20 protein-coding genes are annotated in these 23,465 nt (G+C 65.3%); 9 read left to right on the forward strand and 11 right to left on the reverse strand.

What is annotated here, in order from left to right:
- Positions 1-216: 216 nt before the first annotated feature.
- The 3 genes from AB0O58_RS25730 to AB0O58_RS25740 are packed head-to-tail and all read left to right on the forward strand — an operon-like array spanning position 217 to position 2,856.
- The gene (locus tag AB0O58_RS25730; RefSeq protein ID WP_027495615.1) at positions 217-552 is read left to right on the forward strand and encodes an STAS domain-containing protein; all 336 of its coding nucleotides are present in this window, start codon (positions 217-219) and stop codon (positions 550-552) included.
- A 21-nt stretch (positions 553-573) separates the two neighbouring features.
- Positions 574-1,038, forward strand: a complete 465-nt coding sequence (locus AB0O58_RS25735; protein ID WP_027495616.1) for an ATP-binding protein — start codon at positions 574-576, stop codon at positions 1,036-1,038.
- A 21-nt stretch (positions 1,039-1,059) separates the two neighbouring features.
- A complete protein-coding gene (locus tag AB0O58_RS25740; protein ID WP_366238979.1) occupies positions 1,060-2,856 on the forward strand; it encodes an ABC transporter ATP-binding protein in 1,797 nt (598 codons plus the stop codon).
- Positions 2,857-2,859: 3 nt separating this feature from the next.
- Here AB0O58_RS25740 and AB0O58_RS25745 read toward each other — a convergent pair whose 3' ends face one another.
- Together AB0O58_RS25745 and AB0O58_RS25750 are read right to left on the reverse strand one after the other, a co-directional pair.
- Positions 2,860-3,231, reverse strand: a complete 372-nt coding sequence (locus tag AB0O58_RS25745; protein WP_366238980.1) for a hypothetical protein — start codon at positions 3,229-3,231, stop codon at positions 2,860-2,862.
- 90 nt (positions 3,232-3,321) lie between these two features.
- Positions 3,322-3,831: a protein-tyrosine-phosphatase gene (locus tag AB0O58_RS25750; RefSeq protein WP_027495619.1), complete on the reverse strand. Its 510-nt coding sequence runs from the start codon at positions 3,829-3,831 to the stop codon at positions 3,322-3,324.
- Between the two features lie 164 nt (positions 3,832-3,995).
- On the opposite strand from AB0O58_RS25750, the gene AB0O58_RS25755 reads away from it, so the two are divergent.
- Entirely contained in the window at positions 3,996-5,390 is a 1,395-nt protein-coding gene (locus AB0O58_RS25755) for an Hsp70 family protein (protein WP_366238981.1), read from the forward strand.
- A gap of 10 nt (positions 5,391-5,400) precedes the next feature.
- Here AB0O58_RS25755 and AB0O58_RS25760 read toward each other — a convergent pair whose 3' ends face one another.
- The gene (locus AB0O58_RS25760) at positions 5,401-6,339 is read right to left on the reverse strand and encodes an endonuclease/exonuclease/phosphatase family protein (RefSeq protein ID WP_283542581.1); all 939 of its coding nucleotides are present in this window, start codon (positions 6,337-6,339) and stop codon (positions 5,401-5,403) included.
- 358 nt (positions 6,340-6,697) lie between these two features.
- Here AB0O58_RS25760 and AB0O58_RS25765 point away from each other — a divergent pair, with 358 nt between their 5' ends.
- Positions 6,698-7,702: a DUF1839 family protein gene (locus tag AB0O58_RS25765; protein ID WP_283542580.1), complete on the forward strand. Its 1,005-nt coding sequence runs from the start codon at positions 6,698-6,700 to the stop codon at positions 7,700-7,702.
- The gene (locus AB0O58_RS25770) at positions 7,699-10,116 is read left to right on the forward strand and encodes a glycoside hydrolase family 2 protein (RefSeq protein WP_366238982.1); all 2,418 of its coding nucleotides are present in this window, start codon (positions 7,699-7,701) and stop codon (positions 10,114-10,116) included. The genes AB0O58_RS25765 and AB0O58_RS25770 overlap by 4 nt, the downstream gene beginning before the upstream one ends.
- Positions 10,117-10,144: 28 nt before the next feature.
- Here AB0O58_RS25770 and AB0O58_RS25775 read toward each other — a convergent pair whose 3' ends face one another.
- The 7 genes from AB0O58_RS25775 to AB0O58_RS25805 form a co-directional block, all read right to left on the reverse strand.
- Positions 10,145-11,107 (reverse strand): glycosyltransferase family 2 protein, encoded by a 963-nt coding sequence (locus AB0O58_RS25775; protein ID WP_032386498.1) that lies wholly within the window; start codon positions 11,105-11,107, stop codon positions 10,145-10,147.
- Positions 11,104-11,961: a glycosyltransferase family 2 protein gene (locus AB0O58_RS25780; protein ID WP_063216603.1), complete on the reverse strand. Its 858-nt coding sequence runs from the start codon at positions 11,959-11,961 to the stop codon at positions 11,104-11,106. Before AB0O58_RS25780 ends, AB0O58_RS25775 begins: the two co-directional genes overlap by 4 nt.
- A gap of 232 nt (positions 11,962-12,193) precedes the next feature.
- The gene (locus AB0O58_RS25785; RefSeq protein ID WP_052061501.1) at positions 12,194-13,768 is read right to left on the reverse strand and encodes a lipopolysaccharide biosynthesis protein; all 1,575 of its coding nucleotides are present in this window, start codon (positions 13,766-13,768) and stop codon (positions 12,194-12,196) included.
- On the reverse strand, positions 13,765-15,573 hold the full coding sequence (locus tag AB0O58_RS25790) for an alpha/beta hydrolase (RefSeq protein ID WP_052061502.1): 1,809 nt from the start codon (positions 15,571-15,573) through the stop codon (positions 13,765-13,767). Before AB0O58_RS25790 ends, AB0O58_RS25785 begins: the two co-directional genes overlap by 4 nt.
- A 46-nt stretch (positions 15,574-15,619) precedes the next feature.
- Complete coding sequence (locus tag AB0O58_RS25795; protein WP_283542577.1) at positions 15,620-16,555, reverse strand: amino acid--[acyl-carrier-protein] ligase; 936 nt, start codon at positions 16,553-16,555, stop codon at positions 15,620-15,622.
- The gene (locus tag AB0O58_RS25800) at positions 16,555-17,712 is read right to left on the reverse strand and encodes an acyl-CoA dehydrogenase family protein (protein ID WP_283542576.1); all 1,158 of its coding nucleotides are present in this window, start codon (positions 17,710-17,712) and stop codon (positions 16,555-16,557) included. Before AB0O58_RS25800 ends, AB0O58_RS25795 begins: the two co-directional genes overlap by 1 nt.
- A gap of 5 nt (positions 17,713-17,717) precedes the next feature.
- The gene (locus tag AB0O58_RS25805; protein WP_027495629.1) at positions 17,718-17,975 is read right to left on the reverse strand and encodes an acyl carrier protein; all 258 of its coding nucleotides are present in this window, start codon (positions 17,973-17,975) and stop codon (positions 17,718-17,720) included.
- Between the two features lie 276 nt (positions 17,976-18,251).
- Here AB0O58_RS25805 and AB0O58_RS25810 point away from each other — a divergent pair, with 276 nt between their 5' ends.
- Positions 18,252-19,607 (forward strand): hypothetical protein, encoded by a 1,356-nt coding sequence (locus tag AB0O58_RS25810; protein WP_366238983.1) that lies wholly within the window; start codon positions 18,252-18,254, stop codon positions 19,605-19,607.
- A gap of 99 nt (positions 19,608-19,706) precedes the next feature.
- Positions 19,707-21,584, forward strand: coding sequence for an Hsp70 family protein (locus tag AB0O58_RS25815; protein ID WP_366238984.1), 1,878 nt, complete (start codon positions 19,707-19,709; stop codon positions 21,582-21,584).
- A 6-nt stretch (positions 21,585-21,590) separates the two neighbouring features.
- Here the strand turns inward: AB0O58_RS25815 and AB0O58_RS25820 are convergent, their stop codons facing one another.
- Positions 21,591-22,115 (reverse strand): Lrp/AsnC family transcriptional regulator, encoded by a 525-nt coding sequence (locus AB0O58_RS25820; protein ID WP_027495632.1) that lies wholly within the window; start codon positions 22,113-22,115, stop codon positions 21,591-21,593.
- A 112-nt stretch (positions 22,116-22,227) separates the two neighbouring features.
- Here AB0O58_RS25820 and ald point away from each other — a divergent pair, with 112 nt between their 5' ends.
- Entirely contained in the window at positions 22,228-23,310 is a 1,083-nt protein-coding gene (ald, locus tag AB0O58_RS25825) for an alanine dehydrogenase (RefSeq protein ID WP_027495633.1), read from the forward strand.
- Positions 23,311-23,465: the final 155 nt, after the last annotated feature.

The following is a 23,465-nucleotide window of genomic DNA, read 5'->3' on the forward strand; positions in this document are numbered from 1 at the left end:
GATCCAGTGTTTCGGTCATCGTCGATCCTTCCCACCAAGCTGAGCTCGGCGTGTCGAACCAAGGACCGGATCAACCGTTATTCAGACAGTCCCGACTTTTCGGGGGTCGATGTCACGTCGAGTGGACTTCGGCGGCGGTGGCGGGGCGGGGGAGCGAGGTAAAGTCTTCGTGTGACTGCGGACGAATCGGGGCTCGGACCCCAGCATTTCGATGTGATTGTTGAATGGCGTGATCAGGATGTCGTTCTGTCGGTGTCGGGTGAGTTGGATTTGGTGACGGCTCCTGATCTGTCCGAGTCCGTGGCTCTGGTGCTCGAGAAGTCGCCGTCGGCTGTGGTCATCGATCTCAGTGATGTGGGTTTCCTCGCATCGGCAGGCATGTCGCTGCTGGCGTCGACACATCAGCAACTGGGCGGTACTGCCGGGTTTGCCGTGGTGGCGGACGGTCCGGCGACGGGGCGTCCATTGACTTTGGTCGGGCTCGACGAGGTGTTCGGCATCTATGCGACGGTCGACGAGGCGCTCGTTGCGATTCATGCGGGTAGATCCTGAAGTTTTGGGTAGACGGGATTCATGATGGCGACTCTCTTCGGAGGTGACGACTCACGTACCGACAGTTCGATCTCGACGGCAGGTGCGCGAATGGAAGAACTGCTGTTCACCGACGAGCCTGCCGATGCGGATCGAGCGTCGGAGCTTCGGCGTGAACTCGGTGACTGGTTGAACGAGTTGGGCGTCGACCCGGATCGCGCGTACGACGTCGTGTTGGCGACGTACGAGGCGATAGCGAACAGTGTCGAACATGCGTATCGCGATCACACCGACCGAGGAACCCTCGATATTCGAGTGTTGTGCGGTGCGCAGGGCCGGATCGATGTGAAGGTGACCGACCGCGGCGATTGGGCGACCCGCAATTCCGATCCCAACCGAGGTCGAGGCGTCCCACTGATGCGGGCGCTGGCCGATACTGCGGCGGTGACGTCGGACCAGAACGGCACCACGGTCCACATGATCTGGGACGCGATCGGTACCAGCTGATCGTTGCTGCACACTGACTACATGGTCGATGTGCAGATCGCGACAGCCGAGAAGAAGAAAATAACGGTACCCAACCTACGGGTGTTGTGGCAGTTCGTGCGGCCTCATCGGCGCACCCTGATCCTGGGCATGATGCTCGGCCTGATCGGTACCGGAACGGCGTTGGCTACGCCGATGGTCGCCAAGGGCGTGCTCGACGGACTCGGCACCGACGCGTCGCTGATCGTTCCCGTCGTCGTTCTGGTGGCCCTGTTGGTCGTCGGCTCGGCCGTTCTGTATCTGCAGTGGATCGTGCTCGGGGTGTTGGCCGAGCGGATCGTGCTCGACGCACGCAAGTCGATCGTGCGGAAGTACTTCGGTGCCACGGTCGGCAGCCTGAACACTCGGCCCACCGGTGAGTTGGTCACCCGCGTCACCTCGGACACCGTGCTGCTGCGTGAGGCGACGTCGAATGCGCTGGTGGCCATAGTCAACAGCGTCGTGGGTCTGGTGGGCGCGTTGATTCTGATGGCGGTTCTGGATCTGGTGTTGCTGGGCGCGATCGCGGTGGCCATCGTGGCGATCGCAGTGTTGTTCGCCCGGCTGATGCCTCCGATCGCCATCGCGCAGAGGCAATCACAGGAAGCGATCGGACGACTCGGCGGCATTCTCGACGGCACCCTGCGGGCCATCCGAACGGTCAAGTCCAGCAGAGCCGAGACTCGCGAATCCGAACGCGTCATCGCGGAGGCGCGGACCTCCGCTCGGCACAGCGTGCACGCCGTCAAGATCTCGGCACTGGCGTGGACCTTCGCGGGCGGCGGCGTGCAATTGGCCATCATCGGCATTCTCGGCCTCGGGGGCTACCGCGTCAGCACCGGGGATCTGGCGGTATCCAGCCTGATCGCGTTTCTGCTTTACGCATTTCAGGTCATGAGCCCGGTCTCCACCCTCGCCACCAACATCACCGCGCTGCAGGCGGGTATGGCTGCGGCGGCGCGGATACGTCAGATCGACGACCTCGTCGTCGAAGTGGGAGAGGAAGGTACCCCCGCGCCGACCCGTTCCGTTGTCGACGCTGCTCCGGCGCTCGAATTCCGCAGTGTGACAGCATGTTACGGTCCGGGACGAGAGCCGGCCGTGCGAGGAATCGACCTGGACGTCCCCGCGCGTGGTCACACAGCGATCGTCGGTCCCTCCGGTGCAGGCAAGACCAGCGTGTTCTCTCTGATCCTGCGGTTCCTGACGCCCGAGAGCGGCGAGATACGGCTCGGCGGAACGCCGTACAGCGAGCTCACGATCGACGAGGTGCGCTCTCGACTGTCCTACGTGGAGCAGGAGACGCCGGTGATCCCCGGTTCTGTGCGGGAGAACCTGTTGTTCAGTCACCCGGACGCCAGTGAGGGTGACATCTGGGCGGCGCTCGAGTCGGTGCACCTGGATTCGACCATCCGCGCTCTGGACGAGGGATTGGACACCGACCTGATCGGCTCGACGGTGTCCGGTGGGCAGCGGCAACGAATCGCGTTGGCGCGCGCCATCGTTCGACGCCCGCAGATCCTGCTGCTCGACGAGGCGACGGCTCAGGTCGACGGACGCACCGAGGCGGCGATCCACGAGGTGATCCGTTCCATCGCCGAGGATGCTGCCGTCGTCACCATCGCGCATCGGTTGTCCACCGTGCTCGACGCCGACACCATCCTGGTGATGGACGATGGGGTGGTACGCGCACGTGGAACGCATGCGGAGCTCATGGCGTCGGACGAGCTGTATCGAGAACTGGTGGCCGCGTTGAGAATCGGAGACAGCGCGCCCGATCTGGCAGCGGGCCGTCCGTGAGATCTACCGGCCCGACTCGGTGGTCGTGGGCTCGTCGGTCGAGTCCTCGTCGGTGGTGGTCGTGGTAGTTCGGTTTGACCGCTTGGTGGTTGTTCGGGGCGTCCGCGTCGTCGTCTGAGGCCGCTCCGGCGTCGTCGTCGGCGGCTTGGCGGTGGTGGGCACCGCGACCTGCCAGGTGGGCGACGGCGGAACCACGACGATCGCGGACGTCGGTGACGCCTGGACCGAACTGAGGGAATCCGACTTCAGCGCAGGCGGCCTGACGTCCTGGCTCGAATCGTCGAACGCGCCGCCGAGGGCACCGATGACCAGACCCACGGTGACGGCTACTCCGGCACTCGCCACTGCTGCCAACGCGATGACCTTGTCGCGCATGAACAGACCCTAACGCCGTGGCCGCACCCGGGTGGTCGGCAATGATGCGAGAACGTTACCGCAGCGTGCGAATTCGTGGTGGGTCGAAGGTTACGGCTGCGCCAGTCGGAGAACATTCGGCAACGATGCTGCGATCAGCTCGCCGGCTTCCTCGTACACGGACGGGTCGCGGCGGTACGGGTCGCCGATATCCAGCGTCTCGACGCTGTGGACGGCCCGCGCGTCGGCGAGGGCGGCAACCGATCGTGCGCCCGACGCCGCGGCCAGGCTCGACGCCTCGAGCAAGGTGAAGGTGCGACGCATGTGCCGCGGCGACAGCGCGAGCACGGCGTCGCGATGCGACGCGGTCATCGTCAGAACGAGTTCGGCGTCGGCGGTGATCGCCGGAGTGAGGCGTCGAGCCACGAAGCCCTCGGGATCGCCGCCGAGTTGCGACAACACCAACGCGGCCGTCGGGTCCATCGCGTGCCCGGTCAGGCCCTGTGTCCCGGCGCTGCCGGCGGTCAGCTCGAATCCGCCCTCACGGGCGAAGGCGACCGCAAGGCGCTCGGCAGTCGGAGATCGGCAGATGTTGCCGGTGCAGACGAACAGAACTCGCATGCCGCAACTGTAGTGGTGTGGCTGGGTGCCCCAGGGGGCACCTGAACGCACCACTGCGGCGCAGCCGCACCGACGCGCTACAGTGATCAATTGGGGGGATCGAGACTGGTTCGTGACATGAAGTCTCGGCGTGTGTTGACGGGGAAATCGACAAGAGGCAGGTAATGACCGAAGTTCTCGGTGTGTCGGTGGGGGCCAGCGCGGTGCGCATGGCTCGACCCGACCTGCGCCCTCAGGATTCGGGACGCCTCGACTTCCACCACGACACCGTCGACGCCCACTGGGACCGGGCCGAGGAACTGGCCGCCGAGTCCATCGGCGTGGTGCTCTCGCAACCGGGCAACGGTGGCCCAGTGCAGGCAACCGGCGTGGCGTATCGCGACCAGCAGCAGTTCGGTGAGATCCAGCAGGCCATGGCCGGTCAGCGGCTGTACAACTATCGACTCGTTCCCGAAGCTCGGGCTGCGCTGCAGTACCTCGAAGCGTCGGGCGAGCTGGGGCATTTCGGCACCATCGCGTTGTACGACCTGGGCAGTTCGGGTCTGACGATCAGCGTGATCGACCGCGGTACAGGCCAAGTTCTGCTGGCAGAACGCACCATCGACATCAGCGGCGACGACTTCGATCGCCTGATCGCCGACAACCAGTTGGCCAAGCAGGGCGTCGACATTGCCGACAACCAAGAACTGAGCGCGTTCACCGCGCGGTGCCGGGTCGCCAAGGAACAATTGTCGACCAGCGGCGCTGTATGTCTTCCGGGCGACGGCGGTGTCATCCTGATCTCCCGCGAGGCATTCGAGTCACTGGTGACCGTCCCGATCGAGTACTCCGCTCGCCTGGTTCGAGACGTCATCGGGCGTTCTCCCAAACATGTCGACGCGCTGTTCCTGATCGGCGGCGGCGCCCGAATACCGCTGGTCGGAGCCATACTCGATGCTTGGGTCGGGTTACCCGTCGTCACTCCGGCAGACCCCGAATCGGTTGCGGCCCGTGGAGCGGCACTGCTCGCCACACCGGTCGCCGAGGCTCCGCGCCAGCCGGTTCCCCAACCGAATGCGCAGTCCAACCCCCAGTCGAATCCGCAGTCGGGCGGGCGACAGCCCGCAGCCGACCCGGCGACGCTGACCGGTGCACCCGATTGGTTGACTCCGGAACCCCACTCCGACAAGCCTGCGGATTCGAAGCGCAAGGTGCGCGGTGCCGTGCTGGTCGCGGGTGGTCTCGTCGCGGTCGCCGCCCTCGGCCTGTCTCTCGGATACGGGGGTGGGTCGCCGGCCCCGACCAGTGCACCGGCAGATTCACCGGTGCCGATCACCGCAGGTCCCACGACGACCCGGGTCACCCCGACACCGACGACGCCACCGCCGACCACAACACCGCCGCCTACGTCCGAGCCCGCTCCGGCTCCGGCTCAGACGTATTCCGAGCCCGAGTACGTGCCGCCCGCGGCACCGGCTCCTGCGCCTGCCCCGGCACCGCTGATTCCCGGTCTGCCGCAGATCCAGCTCCCACAGATCCAGCTGCCGCCGCCTCCGGTCATTCAGCTTCCGCGCTTCTAGCCGGGGATCGTCACGGCAACTGCACCGTTGCGAGCACCGCCAGATGATCGCTCTCCGGGATCGGTAACGGCTGCACCGACCGGGCGCGGACGCTGTCACTGGTCACGACATGGTCCAACCGCGCCAACGGACGTTCGGACGGGAAGGTGCGGAACAGTCCTGCCCCCGCAGCGTCGGCCGCATCGGAGAACGGAGCCGATGCCAACCTGCGGAATTGCCGGTGATCGTTGGTGGCATTGAAGTCGCCCGCGACGATGGCAGTGTTGCCGTAGGTATCCATGATGGCCCGCATCCTCGCCAGGTCTGCGTCCCACTGGGTGGTGTGGCGCGGCGTCGCGGGAGACATCGAATGGAACGAAACGAGGGTCAGCGTCGTGCCGTCGACGACGGTGTTCGCCTGCACCGGTACGAAGCCGAAGTCGTTCAGCCGGGAGCCGTCGGTCAAGGGTGTTCGGCTCCACAATCCGGTGCCGTCGGCCACAGGCAGTGCGGCGGTGAAGGAGAACGGCAGCAGGTCGTCCAGACCGGCACCCCTCAGGTCGGTCACTTCCTCGGGCGTGAGTTCCTGGACGGCGAGCACGTCGACGTCGTGATCACGGACCGCGTCGACGATTGCGCCGGCATCGGCGTCCCCGTGCGCCACGTTGACCGTCAACACGGACAGGTCCGGTCCGGAGTTGTCCGGTCCGTCGGCCAGGAACATCGGTACCTGGACGCCCACGACGGCGACGGTGACGACGGCTGCGACTGCTGATCCGATACGCGAGCGGGCGGCGGCGAAGAGCAGGAGCGCCGCGACGGTGGCGACTCCGAGGTACGGAGTTCCGACCACCAAAGCAACGAAAGTGATCTCGGTCACGCCGACCTGTCGGACGGCAAACATTCCGAGAGCTACGGCGACGAGGCACCACCCCATGACCAGCGCTGCGCTGCGAACGAAACGGCGCACTGCGCTCGTGCCTCCTCGTGTCCGCCCGAGATGGGCATGGATGTTGCAGGTGTTGTCTACACTCGGCATGTGCCCAGCTCAGAGCGGATATGCAAGTGTCGACACGAACAAGCTGCGCATCAGCATTACCGCCGCGGAACCAACTGTTCGTTGTGTGATTGCCCGCGTTTTCGGGTTCCTGTCGTGCAGACGCTCAAACGGTGGATCAGTAAGTAGCAGTTGCGTCGAAAACAATCCTACCGCCGGATCGGAAGCGTAGAACAAACCGATTCGCTACGATGAGCGGCCTGGATGCAGGCAATATGGACAAATGCGGCTCGGGGACCGTCCGACATTGTTCCGGTAGGAGAGGCGCGTCATGTCGAACGATGCAGTGCTGGAGAGGCTCGGTACCGGCCTCCGGGTTCTCGAACTCGACCCCATCAGCTACCGGCCTCATCCCATCCACAACCACGACCGCATCTGGACCGAGACCAACTGCTACGTCGATCTGTGGATCGAGGTACTGCACTCACTGGGTGCCGATCCCGCCCCGGCGCTCGCGTTCGTGCTCAGCGCCGGCTGTGACGGACGGCAGTGGGACTTCGTGAAAATTCTGCCCGAGGATCTGCGCGCGCTCTACGGCATCGGCGTGGCCGAGATGAACGTATGGCGACCCGTTCTCGAGCACGTCGTCGAAGGGCTGCTCGACGGCACCCACGTTACGGTGGAGGTCGACGGCTTCTGGCTTCCCGACACCGCAGGCACCAGCTACCGGAATCAGCACACCAAGACCACCATCGTGCCGAATCTCGTCAACCGAGACGACAAGGTGATGGGCTACTTCCACAACCGTGGTTACTTCGAGCTGACCGGGGCGGACTTCGACGGGGTGTTCAATCTCGCGCCCGAGCCTCACGCCGAGGTGTTGCTGCCGTACGTCGAACAGGTTCGAGTCGACGCGGCAGTGCTCGACGCGGGGGTCGGTGACCGCGACCTCGACGTCGCCCGGGCACATCTGTCCAGAAGGGCACCGGGCAATCCCGTCGATGCCCTCGCTCGGCGCATCGTGGCCGACATCCCGCTCGTCCAGACGTCCGGGCCCGACGCCTTTCATCTGTGGTCGTTCGGATTGCTCCGGCAATTCGGTGCCACCGCGGAGCTTGCCGCCAACTACGTGCAATACCTCGAGAGCCGCGGGATACGTGGAGCCGGCGACGCGGCGCAGCATTTCCTCGACGCAGCGTCCGGCGCGAAGGCCGTGCAGTTCCGGATGGCGCGGGCAGCGCGTGGCCGCGCCGTGGTGCTCGACGAACCGCTGAACGACATGAGCAAGAACTGGGCGGCAGCGATGGACATCGTCGTGGGTGCATTGAGCGCGTGATCGATCTGCTCGACGGCGTGCCGTGGCGGCTGGCCCGAACCGACGCCGGATCCATCCTCGACCCCGCTGATCTGCCTGCCGACCTCGAGTGGCTCGACGCCGTCGTGCCCGGCACGGTGGCGTGCGCGCTCGGTGACACCGATTGTGCTCCGGACGAACACGATTGGTGGTATGCGACCACCGTCCCGACCGGCGATCGCCCCGAGGTGCGGCTGACCTTCGGCGGAATCGCGACTCGGGCCCAGATCTGGGTGGACGGTGTTCATCGGCGAACCGTCACGTCCATGTTCGTGCCCGAGACTGTCGATCTGACGGGTTGCGGACCGACCGTCACCATTGCAGTCCACGTCGAATCTCTTGCCGCACATCTGAAGACCCGACGGCCACGTGGTCGGTGGCGATCCTCGATGATCGCTGCGCAGGGTCTGCGGCACGAGCGTACGACGATGCTGGGCCGGGCACCGGTGTACGGGCCCGTGCCTGTTCCGGTGGGTCCGTGGCGGCCGGTGTCGATGGTGCCGATGTCGAGCCCTCGTGGCGTCGGTCTGTCGACGACGGTCCGCGGCACCGACGGTATCGTCACGGTCCGCGCCGAGCTGGATTCCCCGTCGTCGACGCGAATCCTGATCGGGGACAGCGTGTTCGAGCTCGGAACGGTCGACCGTATCGATACGACTCTGACGCTGCCGGACGTCGAGCTGTGGTGGCCGCACACGCACGGACAGCCCAGGACCTACCGCCTGGCGTTGGACGTGAACGGGGTGGAATACCCGGTGGGCGACATCGGCTTTCGCGCCGTCGTACTCGATCGCTCCGGAGGCGGCGCGCAGTTGGTGGTCAACGGTAGCCCGATCTTCTGTCGCGGTGGTACGTGGACCCCACTCGATCCGGTGCGACTGTGGTCGTCGGAGCAGGACCTGCACGTAGCGTTGGTGCAGCTGCAGTCGGCGGGCGTGAACATGGTGCGCGTGGTCGGCACGCTGGTGTACGAGCAGGCCGAATTCTGGTCTCTGTGCGCGGAACTCGGCATCATGGTGTGGCAGGACGTCATGCTGGGAACCGTCGACCCGCCCACCGACGAGGTGTACACGGCGGCGGTCGCCCGAGAGCTGCACGCGTTCGCGGACATCGTCTGCGCCAATCCGGCGCTGATGGTCGTCAGCGGCGGAAGCGAAACGCAGCAGCAACCGGCGATGCTGGGGCTCGCGGCCGAGGATCAGCGAATGGACATGCTGGACACCATCGTTCCTGATTTCCTCGCCGATCGTCTGCCGGACGTCGCCTACGTGACGTCGTCTCCGTCCAGCTCGACCGGCGAATTGCACACCCACGTGGGCGACGGTATCGCCCATTACTTCGGGGTGGGCGGCTACCTGCGGCCACTGTCCGATATTCGTACCGCGGGTGTGAGATTCGCTGCGGAATGCCTGGCCTTCTCCGTTCCTCCCGAACGTGCGCAGGTCGACAGGTTCTTCGGATCTGCTGCGGTGGCAGGGCACCACCCCGAGTGGAAATCCGCGGTCCCCCGCGATCGCGGTTCGTCGTGGGATTTCGAGGACGTCCGCGATCACTACGTACGCACTGTCTTCGGTGTCGACCCGCACCTGATTCGGCGGGACGACGCCGAGCTCTACCTGGACTACGGCAGGGCGGTGATCGTCGAAGCTTTCGAGGAAGCGTTCGGTCGGTGGCGTCGGGCGTCTTCCGGATGTGCGGGCGCGCTCGTGTTGACGTTACGAGACACCGTGCCCGGTGCCGGGTGGGGCATCACCGACGCCACCGGTGCACCGAAGGCACCGTTCTACGCGCTCGCGAGGTCCGGCTCACCGACCGCAGTGCTGTTGTGCGACAACGGTCTCGACGGCTATTCGGTGGAGCTCGTCAACGACGGCCCGGCCCGATCGGGCACACTGCGCGTGGCACTGCACACCGCGCGCGGCGTGCAACAGTTCGAGCGGGCGGTATCGGTCGACTCGAACGGCTCGACCGAACTGACGGTGGACTCCATCGTGGGGTCGTTCACCGATGCCAATCACGCCTACCGTTTCGGGAGTCGGACGTACTCGGCGATCACAGTGGTGTTCGCGGGCGACGACGGAGTCGAGATAGCGCGGAACACCGCGCTCGTCGGCGCGCAGAGTCGGCAGAACACCGTGGGCCTGAGCGCGAGTGTCGTCGATACCGGAGCCGGGACGTGGGAGCTCACAGTGTCCTCGGAGTGGGCAGCGCAGTACGTCTGCGTCGATGTGGACGGCTTCGACGCGTCCGATTCGTGGTTCCATCTCGCGCCGAACGAACCGCGCACCATCACACTCGTCAACCGAGGCACCGGGAAGCCCAGGGGACACGTTCGTGCCCTGAATTCCGTCGAACGGGCGTCGGTGGCACCGAGGGTCGTGAGTGGAAGTTCGTAGTGGGCTACGAAGTTTCGTGCACGTGCCGCTAGCGGCTCACACTGAATTTGCCTCGGACATAACCGACTCCCGCGGCCCCGACGCTGGCCACCACAGCCATCGCGCCCCACGCCCGCGCCGGGTTGCCGCGAGCAGCCGCGCTCGTCTCACGGCCGACAGCACGCGGGAGAACCTTGGCGGTGTACGCACGCTCGGACGACAGTGCGTCACCCGCTCCGATCAGTCGGGCGATCGCTGCCTTGGACACGCCCTCGGCGTAGCTGCGGGTGATGAGGTAGCGGGGTCGCGTCCGATCGGCACTGACGGTGTGATCGACGACGATCGAGGGATCGAACACGATCTGCGCGTCGGGATGCGTCTGGCGGAGGCGGATGCACAGTTCCGTCTCCTCGCACCCGAGCGGAACGCGTCCGATCCGGCCGATTCCGGAGACGAAGCCGCCGAGTTCGACGACCGGCGCGCGGCGGAACGACATGTTCGCGCCCATGAGATTACGGACCTGAGCGGTTTCCGTGGGCTGCCCGCGGTAGGTGCACCCGACGACCCAATCGAGTTCGCCGGGTTCACCCACTACCTCGGCCGGTAAGAAGGCCGGACGCTTGTCCGGCCATACCGGGTATGCAGAGCCCCCAACGGCGTACACGGCATCATCCGAGTAATGGGACAGAATGGCGTCGAGCCATTCGGTCGTGCGTGGGGACGCGTCGTCGTCCAAGAAGACGACGATGTCACCCGTGGCGAGGTCGAGGGAGGTGTTCCGTGCCCCCGACAGTCCTCGTGGGTGGCTGTTCTCGACCACGTTCACGGTCTCGCTCAGCGGCAGGAATTCCGCTCGAGCGCGCTCGGCCAGCTGCTGATTGTGGTCGACGACGAGAATCAGCTCGTCGGCAGCGACGCTCTGATCGAGAACTGCACGCACGGCAGTGCACAGTTCGGACCATCGAGCCAACGTGTACGCGCAGATGACGACCGAGGAAGTCGGCAGACTCACGCCGTTCTCTCGCGGAGCTCGATGACCTCGCCGAACGACTCCATGACCTCGAACTCGAGGTCCATGTCGGTGCGGGCATCGATCGACTCACGCGACGGACGAGCGATGTGCTTGCGGGAGATTCTGCGGGCGCGCATGCGCTCGGTCATCAAGGTGCGCAGCACCCGGAAGCCGTCGGAGAAGGTGCGTAGGTTGCTCTGGCCGTAGATGCGCGCCAGCTCGACACTCGGCACTTCTTCGATCCGTACGGACGCCTCGGCGAAGCGGCAGTTGATGATGGTCTCGATCTCGAATCCGTCACCCCACAGCATCATTCCCTCGCTGCCCGGCTGATCGACCACGGGCAGATCCAGGACCGGCACCAGGTCTCGCCAGAAGGCGTTGTAGCCGTAGCACAGATCCGAGAAACGGGTGCCGAAGAGCGTGTTGGCCACCAGGTGCAGACCACCGTTGCCGGCGCGGCGCAGCGGCGTGATGTCGTGGCTGCCGCCGCCCTCGCAGAACCGGCTGCCCTTGGCGAAGTCGGCACCGGCGATCAGGGCATCGACGAACCGGGGGATCTCGGCCGCGTCGGCAGAGCCGTCCGCGTCGAACATGACGATGATGTCGCCGGTGGCAGCTTCGAAGCCGCAGGCGAGCGCGTTGCCCTTACCCTTGCGGGTCTGTTGAATGACGCGGATGTCGCTGCGAATCTCGCGTGCGGCTTCGATGGTTCCGTCGGTGGATCCGCCGTCGACCAGTACGAGCTCGAAGTCGTGGGACAGCAAGGGGAGGACATGGCGAAGGTTCGCGGCCTCGTTGAGAGTCGGGATGACGACACTGACGCGGGGATTCTGACGATTCAACATATCCATTCCAGATGTTCGAGTTCGGTGGGCACTAGCTGATCGAGCTACTGCAGCTGTATCTGACCGATGCGACACGACCCCCGCCGAGTTCGCACGTAGGTTTCGGCGGGATTGATCTACCCGTCGAACCCACTGTCTTTTCCTGACTAGAAGCTTAAAAGAAGCCATGAGATTGTCAAGCTGCGTATAAACGTACTCGAAGAATGTTTGCGGTGCCAGCTAACGAGAGTGATGTCGGTTACGCTCGTACGCTGTGCTCACGACCCGTCGCCTGCGACGTGGATTCGTCGCGCGGATCGAGAGCCGGCGCGGCATGCTCGGCACCAGCGCCGCCGGACAGGTCCCCGATCCACCTGATCAGGGGCACCAACAGAACCACGGCACCGAAGGCTTCGGCCGCCAGATAAGACCAGCCGATGCCCGCGATGCCCAAGCTCGGTGACAACGTCAGCGACCCGGTGACGATGATGATGGTGGCCGCGATCTGGACGAGCACTGCAAGCCGCATACGACGTCGGACCCTGGCCAGACCGTCGTACAGGGCCCCGACGACGGACAGCGGGATGGTGACGGCAGCGAGATGGACGATGATGGTCCCGTTCTCGCGGTAGTCGGGGCCGACGATACCGAGTCCGAACGGTGCGACGACCGCCAGAAAGAACGATCCGCCCACGGCGACGATGCACAGCAAGCCGATGAAGCGTTTGGCGAGCTTGGAGAACTGTTCGGGATGTGCAGCCGCCTCCGCCACGAACGGGCCGACCAGTACCCCGATCAACACGTAGATGGCGCTCACGATGGACCAGGTGAGCGAGAAGTAGGCATTCTGTTCGGCACCGAGCGTGCTCACCACGATGATCGGGATCATCAGGGGTGCCAAGGTTCCCAGGGCAGTGATGCCGTACGCCGACCCGAAGTACGACCACAGCTCTTTACGGGGCGGCAGGTTCGGTGTGAGCTGGTAACGCGGATCGGTGCCGAGCTTCTTCCCGAACGCGCGAAACAGCACTATCGCCGCGATGGCCGCTGGTACCGCCCACGCCGCGATGATGGTGAAACTACGGCCGGTTTCGTACGTGACGGCCAGGACCGCCAACTTCACGACCGCGTGGAAGACATTCTTGGCCGCCGCCCACCGCGCGAAGCCCAGCCCGGACGACGTCTGATCCTGCAGCGCGAACACGGCCAGTACGCCGACGAAAATCGGGAACGTCGCGATCTCGGTCGTGGTGGTGAACAACTCGTCCACCGGGGCCACGACCAAGAACGCGCATCCCAGGACCAGTGCCAGCGACAGCACGGCGGCGTAGCCGCGAAGCACATAGGACTTGGCCTTCACACCCGCGGTCGGCAGGAACCGCTCGTACATCGAGCCGAGGCTCAGGTTGGACAGCGTCGCGATCATCACCGCCGACGCGATCACCGCCGATGCACTGCCGACTTCTTCGACGGGGAACAGCCGGCCCGCCACGGCCCAGAAGGCCAGACCGAGCGCGCCGGTGGCAATGGTGGAGAACATCATCGCGAACGAGTTCAGTGCGAGATTGCGGCCGGCGGGCTTGGAGCCTGCAACGGCCGTGCCCGACGCCTCGGCCGCAGTGAACATCGGGTCCCCGTCGGGGATCGAATCGGCCGCAGACAGCTGTCCGGGGGGTTGCGACGCCGCGACCGCGAACTCGGGCGGCACCGCGTGAAAAGGCACGGTACGGCTGTTGAAGCCCATGTCCCATCGGACCTGCTCGACGGGGTAGTAGGTGATCCTGTCGAGTCGGCCGTGATCGGGCGGGGGTACCCGGCGAGCGCGATGTTTCACAACGGCGTCCAGTTCACCTTCACAGGTGGGTCCTGCGGTTCGATGTGGACTCCGAGCGCAGCATCGATCGTCTGCAGCATCTCGGCCCTGACCGTGTCGCGAACATCGCGTCCGAAGAGGGTGTGATCTCCGTCCGTGAACGCCTTCACCACGGGTGGGTGCTCGGGCTCGGCCCGGCGGCGCAACCGATGCAGGCTCTCGGGGCCGCGGTTGTCGAGGAACCACTGCTTGTCGTCCGGGACGAGCAGCACGGACGCGTCGACTCCCTTGCGCTGCAGCTCTCCCAACGAGATTTCGGGAACCTGGATCCAGCCACGACGGCCGAGCGCGAGCCACAGTCGGTACGGCATCCGGGGTTGCGACCAGTTCTTGAAGCGAACGGCGGCCGTGTGTGCGCGGTCGAGTGCGATCGCGGTCAATCCCTGCTTCTGGGCGATGGTGGATCTCTTGGTGAAATCGACACGCCGCGTCGTCCATTCGCGCATATTGATCAGAATCGCCGTGTTCAGGCCCTCGCGGTGGGCGGCGTAACCGGCATACCACGCACCCGAGCACAGACCTGCCGAGACGATCTTGTCGGGCGCTGTTCCCACGGATCGAACGGCGCACAGTGCGTCGGCGTCGCCGAGTTCGCTGTAGAGCGTGGGTGCGTCGTCGGCACCGACGTCTCCACTTTCTCCCGTACCGCGACGGTCGAAACGGACCGAGGTGATGCCTGCCGTCGCGAGGGTGCGGGCCAACTCGACCCACAGCCGTACCGGTCCGACCCGGTGCTCGTACGCGGTGCCGTACATGACCACGGCAGGACCGCCGGCCGTGGTGGCCACCGCGGTGGTGCGGATGGAGAACAGCTCGTCGTCACCGAGCCGCTCGATGGTTTCGACGACGTCGCCCCGGGGAGTCGAGACCACGGCGGAACGTCGAATCGGAACGGTGACCGGCGTGGTCGTCGACGCGAACGTGGCCTGTACCCAGCGCGCGATCACGTCGATGTCCGGACGCGGAATGACCACGTCCCAGGCAGGTGGCTCGAGGAATGCGTCGTGATTGCGGAGGGTGTGCTCGTCCGCCTGCTGCGCGGACACGAGTCTGCGAACAGGCGTGGCGTCGGCACGTTCGCTGCGCGTGGCAACCAGTACCGGGCAGTCGAGCCGTTCCAGCTTCGACGAATCCAGGGTCGAGAATTCTGCCGCCACTCCGGCATGCAGGACTGCGCCGACGATGGACACTCGCGGGTCCGACTCGTCGTCTCGCGCGACGGTCATCGAATACAGAGCGCGCTGTTCCCGAAGATACGAGCGGCCACTGACGACCGGATCCCAGAACACCATTCCCGTCAGAGGGCCGCACCGATCAGCCACGGATGCGGCGAGCAGCGAGCCGGCTCGCAGACCCACGACCGCAACATCGCGAACACCGCACTGCCGAACGAAATCGACCGCCGTGACGACGCTGCGTTGCCACTGCTCGACGATGCCGTCGTCGTCCTGTGCACCGGACGAGTCGCCCGTTCCCGGATAGTCGAAGCGCAGTACGAGCAGGCCCCGAGCGCAGAGGCGCTGGGCCAGGAGGACCAGACCGCGGTACGAGTCGACCTGCTCCTTGCCGAGCGGCGGTGCCAGTACGACGGCACCGCGGGCAACCGATCCCTCGGGAACGTGCACGGCACCGAGCAGCGGCGATGTTGCCGACCCGAACCAGGTGGACTGTCTGCCCGGTACGCCTGCCTCGGTGATCAGTAGCTGTTCGAGCTCGTCGGTACGGTTGTCGGCGGACTCGGATGTCGCCGTATTCGTGGTGTTCACAGCGCGCTCCGATCGCTGGTAGGGATATCGACGTCGGCTACCGACGTCACGAGCGAAGCGACCTCGGCCACTTGTCGCGGTCGATCCCGTGGGTCCGCAACAGCGCCAGCGCAATACGCTCCATGCCGAAGCCGACGCAGGCACTGTGAGCAGGTTCGCCGTCGGCGGTGCTGATGTCGAAGGTGTGGCCGAAGTGATCGCGATGGCAGTTGCACGAGACCACGGCCGTGCCGTCGTCCAGGTCTCCGTACAGCCGCACGACCAGCTCGGTCTTGAGGTTCTCGTTGCGTTGATTGGCCGCGAGCATGCGACCTGCCCGACCGAAGAACGGATCGTTGGCGATCACCGCTTCCGCCTCGAGACCCAGTTCGGCCAGTACCTCCAGGCCGCGTTGCACCCACCTCTCCCGGTGGGCGACGGCGTCGTCCGGAGTGCCGACCCGCACGATCTCGTGCATGCGGAAGGCCTGCATGCGAGCAGGGTCGACGGCAGGCTCGTGCCGAAAGCAGTACCCGTAGATGTCGTACGTCGTCCCACCGGACGGGAGTACGGACGGCAACATCGAGTACGACGGGTGACATGCCGCGGACACCAGCATCGTCCCGGCCGACTCGAGGTGGTGATCCCAGTCCTTGCCCTCGGACCGATCGGCGAGCAGCGCGGCATGGGCCTTGTTGTCGCCGTCGAACGTGTTGATGGCACCGGTGAGATTGGGGAACGACGCGATGTAGTCGGTCTTCTCGAATGCTTCCCGCGGGAAGACCGGCGGGAATCGGAACCTGGGCACAGTCGTTCCGTGTTCCGACGCGCTCGCGGCCACGACCCGACGGTCGATCGATTCGATGATGTCCTCGAACTCGCCGGACCGGCCGTACAGACCGAGTACCGACGACGGGATCAGCAGGCCGGCGTCGACGAGCTCTTGCCTGAATTCGCTTCGTGCCGAATCCAGTTCGGAGGTCTTGTCCTGTGTCTGGGTCATCATTTGCCTTTGTAGAGAAGCGCGAGTTGAGAGTTGTGCGCGAGGATGCGTTCGTTGCTGACCATGATCGCCGAGCCGTGCGCGTCGCGGAGGTGCCGTCCGATGCTGAAGTCGCCGTCTTCTCGATACCCGGAGATGCCGCAGATCTGCATCGCCTTGCCGACGATGTCGATGACGAGAGTCGACGCCGTCACCTTGACGTTGTTGATCTTGACGGCGAAACCGATGGAACCGAGCTCCTCGGGGGAATCTGCGATGGCCTCGAACTTCGCCGCTGCGCCGAACACGGTGTCGACGAGTTGTTCGTGGGCCACGAACAATTCGGCCAGCCGCAGGGCGGAGGGAGGAGTGACGCCGGGGCTCTTGCTCGCCGCCTTGCGGACGAACCTGCGTGACTTGGACACGGCTGCGTCGGCGATGCCGAGCCAGGCCGAGGCCCACAGCACATGGGCGACCGGAAGCATTGTCTGCGAGGAGATCTCGCCGTAGTTGTCGCGCAGAATGCTCGAGCGGTCGGCAACGGCGTCGAGCTGGAAGCCCGGGCTGCAGGTGCCACGAAACCCGAGAGTGTCCCAGTTGCTGGTGCGTTCGAGGGTGACGTCGGGCTTCTGGCACACCACCAGAACCTGATCGCTCGGCGGGCTGTCCACCGTGCGCCGCGCCGTCGCGAGAACGATCTCGGCGTATTCGCCGTACGAAATCACCGGTGCGGTCTTGGCCAGGTGGATGCGGTCTCCGTCGTACTCGACCGCGCAGCTGCTCGACCGCACGTCGCCGCCGATGTTGATCTCCGTCGTCGCCGACGCGACGAGCGGTTGGTCCGCTGCGATGCGGCGCAGCAACGCGTCGGATGTGGGGGTGCCGCCGTGCCTGACGATGCTCAGGATCTGAGACTGGTGCATGACGAAAATCATTGCCGTCGAGGCACATTCGGCACCGAGATCGCGTGCGACCCGCGCGAGCTCGGTGAGGGACAGGCCACCGCCGCCGAGCGCCGTCGGTATCGCGGCGGCGAACAGATTTGCCGAGCGCAGAGCGTCGACGGACTCGGCGGGAAACCTGCCCTCGCGGTCGACCTCGGCCGCGAACGTACGGAGGGTCTTGAGGACGTCGGTGAGGGGCAGTTGCGCGGGGCGACTGTCGGACGAGACCGTCATGGTCGTCAGCCTGCGAGTTGTGCGACAGCAGCTGCGATCGCGTCGATGCTCGCGAACGTGGACTTCTGCAGCATCGAGTCCGGGAATTCGATGTCGAATTCGTCCTCGAGGCCGATCATGACGTTGACACTCGCGTGCGAGGTCAAGCCACTGTCGTAGAGGTCGGAAGCAGAGTCGATGTCCGACGCGGCGACCGGCATCTTGCCGAGCTTGTCCAGCACGTCCCGAATGCGTGCGTCGAACTGCGTACTGAGTGTTTCCATCGTGACGGACCTCCACCGATCGCTTGGGTGCGAGACCGGGCGGCCTCGCAAGTCGTACGGGCCGACGGAAAATATTTCGACCCGCAGTCTCCCCAGACCCGGGTAAACAATATCTCAGATTGTTTGAAGCCGATACCGCATACCGAGTGCAAGTTTCGTGACCTACGTCCCGCATGTCGGTTTTCGGCCCGTTTGCTCGTTTCGGCCACACCGAGCGTGCGTACGATAGGTTCCGATCGTCTGTTCATACGGCAAGCAATCGAAGGACAACACTCGATGGGACCAGTCTGCGGCGTGGCCGTGGAGTCGGACGCCCTGCGCATCGCCTACACCGATGGTGACCGCCGCGTCGTCGAGTCCGTCGATCTCGAGCTCACCGATCCGGACCGTGCGATGCACGACCTGTCCGACCGCATCGGAGCGCGCGGCCCCTTCGACTCCGTCGTCATCACCGGGCGCGAGGCTCGCACCCTGCGCTACACGGATTTCCCGACGTCGGCAGGCCTGGCTGCATCCGTCGAGACGGTCGACGAGCACTACGCGCTGCTCGCGTTCGTGCGTTCGCTCGACACCCTCGCCGACGCGACGAACGTGCTGGTGCTCGACCTCGGCAGACACGGAACGTCGGCCTTGGTCGTGAACACCGCCGAGGAAACCGTCGAATGGCACGACCGAACGGAGTCGTTCGGCGGCGAACGCCTCGACGACGTGGTGCAGGGCCTGGTGATGACCAAGGGAATCCTGCCGGAACCGGAAGGGCCCGAGGGTGCCGCGTCCTATCGCACGTTCTTCCGAGAGCTCAGGGAGCTACTGACCACGTCGGCCGGTGTGCGCGCACCCAACAACGGCCCGATGATCCTCGAACGCGACGAGTTCGAGGCGGTCGCCACCCCACTGATCGACGACATGATCGAGTGGGTCGGTCCCCAGACCCCCGACGCGATCGTGTTGCTGGGAGGAGTGGCCAACAGCCCCCTCGTCCAGCGGCGAGTTCGCGCCACCTGGCCGGTGCCGCTCACCGTCCACGACTCGGTGTCGCCGGTTGCCGAGGGCGCGCTGATCAGGGCTGAAATCGGCTCGAAACAGGTCCCCGATCCGGTAGTGGAACCGTCGCCGGTAGTGGAGGTAGTGGAATCGGAGTCGCCGTCCGAGGTCGAGTCGACGACGCAACCCGAAGCGGAACCGGAACTCGCTCGGGAAGACCCATCGCCACACAAAGCCCGTGGTGTCGGCCGTCGCGGGGTCGCTGCGATTCCTATGTCGTACCTGTCGACTCTCTCGGACCGGCAGTGGACTCGGCAGGCGGTACTCAAGATCGGTGCCGTGGCGGTGTCGGTCGGAGTCGTGGTTGTCGCGCTGATGTTCGCGCTCTTCGCCGATTTCGACAATGCGCCCAGATCCGTGATCAATACCGACCCCGGTTTCGAGGCGACTCTCGCCGAGATCGCACCCCCGGTCACCGACACGCCTCCACCGGACCAACCGGCTGCGGCGGGACCGACCACTCTGACGTACGAGCAGCTCTACGTCGAGCAATATTCGTACACCGGTGAGATGTACCAGCCTCCCGGCGAGGCGTCCGACATCGGTTTCGGCTTCACCGACACCGAAGCCGAACAAGCAGGCCCGTAGGCACCCTTTAGTGCAGCTCGCCGCGAGACGGTACCGTGTGCGGGTGGACTCCCGATGGGGCGTTCACCGAAACCGCCGAACGAAGTGAGGCCGACGATCGTGACTGTGCTGCTTGGGGTGTCCATGGGGACCCGAGCCGTGCGCACGGCGCAGCCCAGAGCCGACCAGTTCGGAGCCTCCGGCGACACCTCGTCCGCCCTGGTCACCGACGTCGAGCGGCCACTGTTCTTCCGCAACGAACTGATCGACAGTGCCACCGGGGACCTCCCGCACCTGGCCGCCGAATCGATCGGTGCCGCTGCCGAGGTCGAACCCGAACTGTCCACCGGCATCGCCTACCGGGATCCGCGTCAGGCCGATGCGCTGCGCGCCGCCTTCGCCGGTGCTCACCTGAACAACTACCACCTGGTCCCCGAGGTCGAGGCCGTCATCGAATACCTCGCCGTCACCGGTGAGGCGCGAGGTGCCGGCTCTGTCGCCCTGTTCGACCTCGGTAGTTCCGGATTGACGGTCAGCGTCGTCGACCTGACGGCGCGCACGGTGACGGCATCCCAGCGCTCCGGCTCCTACAGCGGTGATCTGATCGACGCCTACGTGCGCAACAATCAGCTCCAGCGCCTCGGTAAGCCGGCGACCGACCCCGACATTGCGCTGTTCGAGAAGCGCTGCCGCATCGCCAAGGAACGCCTGTCCACCCAGGACGCCGTGTGCCTGCCCGACGCGAGCGGGATGATCCTGCTGTCTCGGGAGAATTTCGAACTGCTGATCACAGACCTGCTCGACGAGGCGATCGAGTTCGCCCGCGAGGTCATGATCGGTGCCAACGTGCCGATCGACGCGGTCGTGTTGATCGGTGGTGGTGCCCGCATGCCCATCGTCCAGCAGCGCGTGGGCCCACTGCTCGAACTGCCCTCGATTGTCCCGACCGAGCCCGAGACGGTGGCCGCACGCGGAGCAGCATTGGCCGCGCGGCCGAATTCGCGCACCAGAACCGCTCCGGACCGTACTGCGCGCGACGCGCAGGCAAGCGTGCCGAGACGTCGACACACGGACAGCGCCGCTGTTGTCCCGCCGGCTCCGGTGGCACCGCCTGTGCCTGTGGTGCCACCTGCGCCCGAGCCGATGATGCCCGCGCGTTCGGAGTCGCAGCATGCCGCACCGCCGGTGGCGACGCCGAGCTCGACTCGTCCCGTGCCCGCACGTCCGTGGATCGCTGCCGCATCGATTACCGAATCTGCTTCTGCAGCAACCAGTTTCGAATCCTCGAAGTTCGCCGACGCGCCCGCCGATATTCCTGAGCCGTCGACCGTGGAGGCTCAGCCTTCGTCGGAATCGATAGCGGTGCACGAGTTTTCCGAGAACGGCGTGGGTGACGTCTCTGCTCTCGCGGTGGAAGCGCCTGCAGTACAGCCGGTGTTGCATGCATCCGCCACCGATGCTGCCACTGATGCCGCCGTCGACACCGTCGAGGACGGTAAGCCCGTTCCGTTCCAGCTGAAGAACATCTACTGGCTCGACGCCGATTACGCCGACGACGACGGTGAAGACGATCGCACTCGCGCACGGCGCAGGCTGCGGACCGGCGGAGTGCTCGCGTTCTGCGCGGCAGCGGTGGTCGCCGTGTCCGGCTTCATGTTCACCCACCAGAACTCTCCGCAGGTAGTGGACACCTCGGTCAGTCGCGACCAAACCGATACTCCGGTGGTCACGACGGTGCCGACGACGACGCCTGCTCCCGTTCTGTTGCCGCCACCGCCTGCGCCGGAACCGACCACCACTGTGGAGCCGACGACCGAGCAGCCGGAAACCACGTGGGAACAGCCGGTCACGACCACCGAGACCACGACGGTCGAGCCGCCACCGGCACCGGTCGAGTCCGTTCCGCCCGTTACGACGCAGCAGCCGCCGCCGCTGATTCCGGGCTTCCCGGACTTCACGTTGCCGGGCTTCCCCCCGATCGTGCCGCCGGCACCCTGATCGGTTCTATTTGTCCGCGTTCGTGTTTCGCGGCCTGATGTGCTCGAAGATCAAGATGGTCTCGGTCGCTGCGACGGCAGGGTCGGCACTGAGATTCTCGACGACGAAATCGCGCAGGGTGGCCGTGTCGACCGTCGCCACATGCACCAGGAAGTCGTCGGCCCCGGCAATGAAGTAGATGTTCAGCGTCTCCTTGCGGGACGCGATCTTCGAACCGAATTCGCTGATCCGCCGTCGAGCATCCGCTTGCAGTCGAACCGAGATCATGGCCTGAATGCCCTGCCCGAGGGCCTCGGGGTCGATGTCGGCGTGGAAGCCGCGGATGACGCCGCGTTCGACGAGCGCCCGAACTCGGGTGAGGGCAGTGGACGGCGCGATCCCTGCTGCGGCCGCCAGCGCATTGTTCGGTGTGCGTGCGTCTCGACGCAGTTCGTCGAGCAGAATGTGGTCGATTCGGTCCAGGGCGACGGACCGAACATCATTCGATCGAGCCCCCTCATCGACCGGCTGAAATGAACTATCTGCATCCATGGCCCGACGATACAGAATTTTGTTCACATCCATTGCAGCAATTCCGCACATAATTCATAGTTGGCGTACCCACGGAGCGTCGCTTCGGTCACCGCCACTGCAGGAGGACGTCATGAAAATCGGAATTCCACGCGAGATCAAGAACCACGAATACCGGGTGGCCATCACCCCGGCAGGCGTGCACGAACTTGTCTCGCGAGGACACGAAGTGATCATCGAAACCGAAGCCGGCGCCGGTTCGTCGTTCACCGATACCGATTACAAAGCCGCAGGCGCGCAAATTTTCACCGACGCGGTTGCCGTCTGGGACGCGGCCGATCTCCTGCTCAAGGTCAAAGAACCCATCGCCGAGGAGTATTCACGCCTGCGCAAGGGTCAGGTGCTGTTCACCTACCTGCATCTTGCGGCGTCAAAGGCCTGCACCGACGCGTTGCTGGCGTCGGGCACCACGTCCATTGCCTACGAAACCGTCACGGCCGCAGACGGATCGCTGCCCCTGCTCGCGCCGATGAGCGAAGTTGCCGGCCGTTTGGCACCGCAGGCCGGTGCCTACCACCTGATGTCGAGTGAAGGTGGCCGCGGCGTACTGATGGGTGGCGTACCGGGAGTGCGTCCCGCCAACGTCGTCGTGATCGGAGCCGGCGTCTCCGGAAAGAACGCCACCGCAATCGCTTTCGGTATGCACGCCGACGTCACCGTACTGGATCTCGATGTCCGAGCGCTGCGCGCGATCGACGATCAGTACCGCGGTGCCGTCAAGACAGTGGTGTCGAACGCATACGAACTCGAACAGGCCGTGCTGGCTGCCGATCTGGTCATCGGAGCTGTACTCGTCCCCGGAGCGAAAGCGCCGAAGCTGGTGTCGAACAGCCTGGTTCAGCGTATGAAGCCGGGATCGGTTCTGGTCGACATCGCCATCGATCAGGGCGGCTGCTTCGAGGACTCGGTGGCCACCACCCACGCCGATCCCACCTACAAGGTGCACGAATCCGTTTTCTACTGCGTGGCCAACATGCCCGGAGCCGTGCCCCGTACCTCGACGTACGCGCTCACCAATGCCACCCTGCCCTACGTGGTTGCCCTGGCCGACAAGGGTTGGGAAGCCGCCTGCGCCGCGGACCCCGGTCTGAAAGCGGGCCTGAGCACCCATGAGGGTGAACTGCTGTCCGCGACCGTTGCGGCGGCGTTCGCCTGACCGAGCGGCTTCGCCGCACGTGCACGAAAGATCGGTGCCTGCTACGAGTTTCCACTCACGTGCGGCGAAGCCGCTCTCATATGGAGGTCGGCCTGTCAACGACGGCATGGTGAAGCGGTGGCACGCACCGTCGTGTGTGCCACCGCTTCCTGTTG

The sequence above is a fragment of the Rhodococcus sp. NPDC080181 genome, assembly GCF_040702225.1.
GTDB classification, from domain to species: domain Bacteria; phylum Actinomycetota; class Actinomycetes; order Mycobacteriales; family Mycobacteriaceae; genus Rhodococcoides; species Rhodococcoides fascians.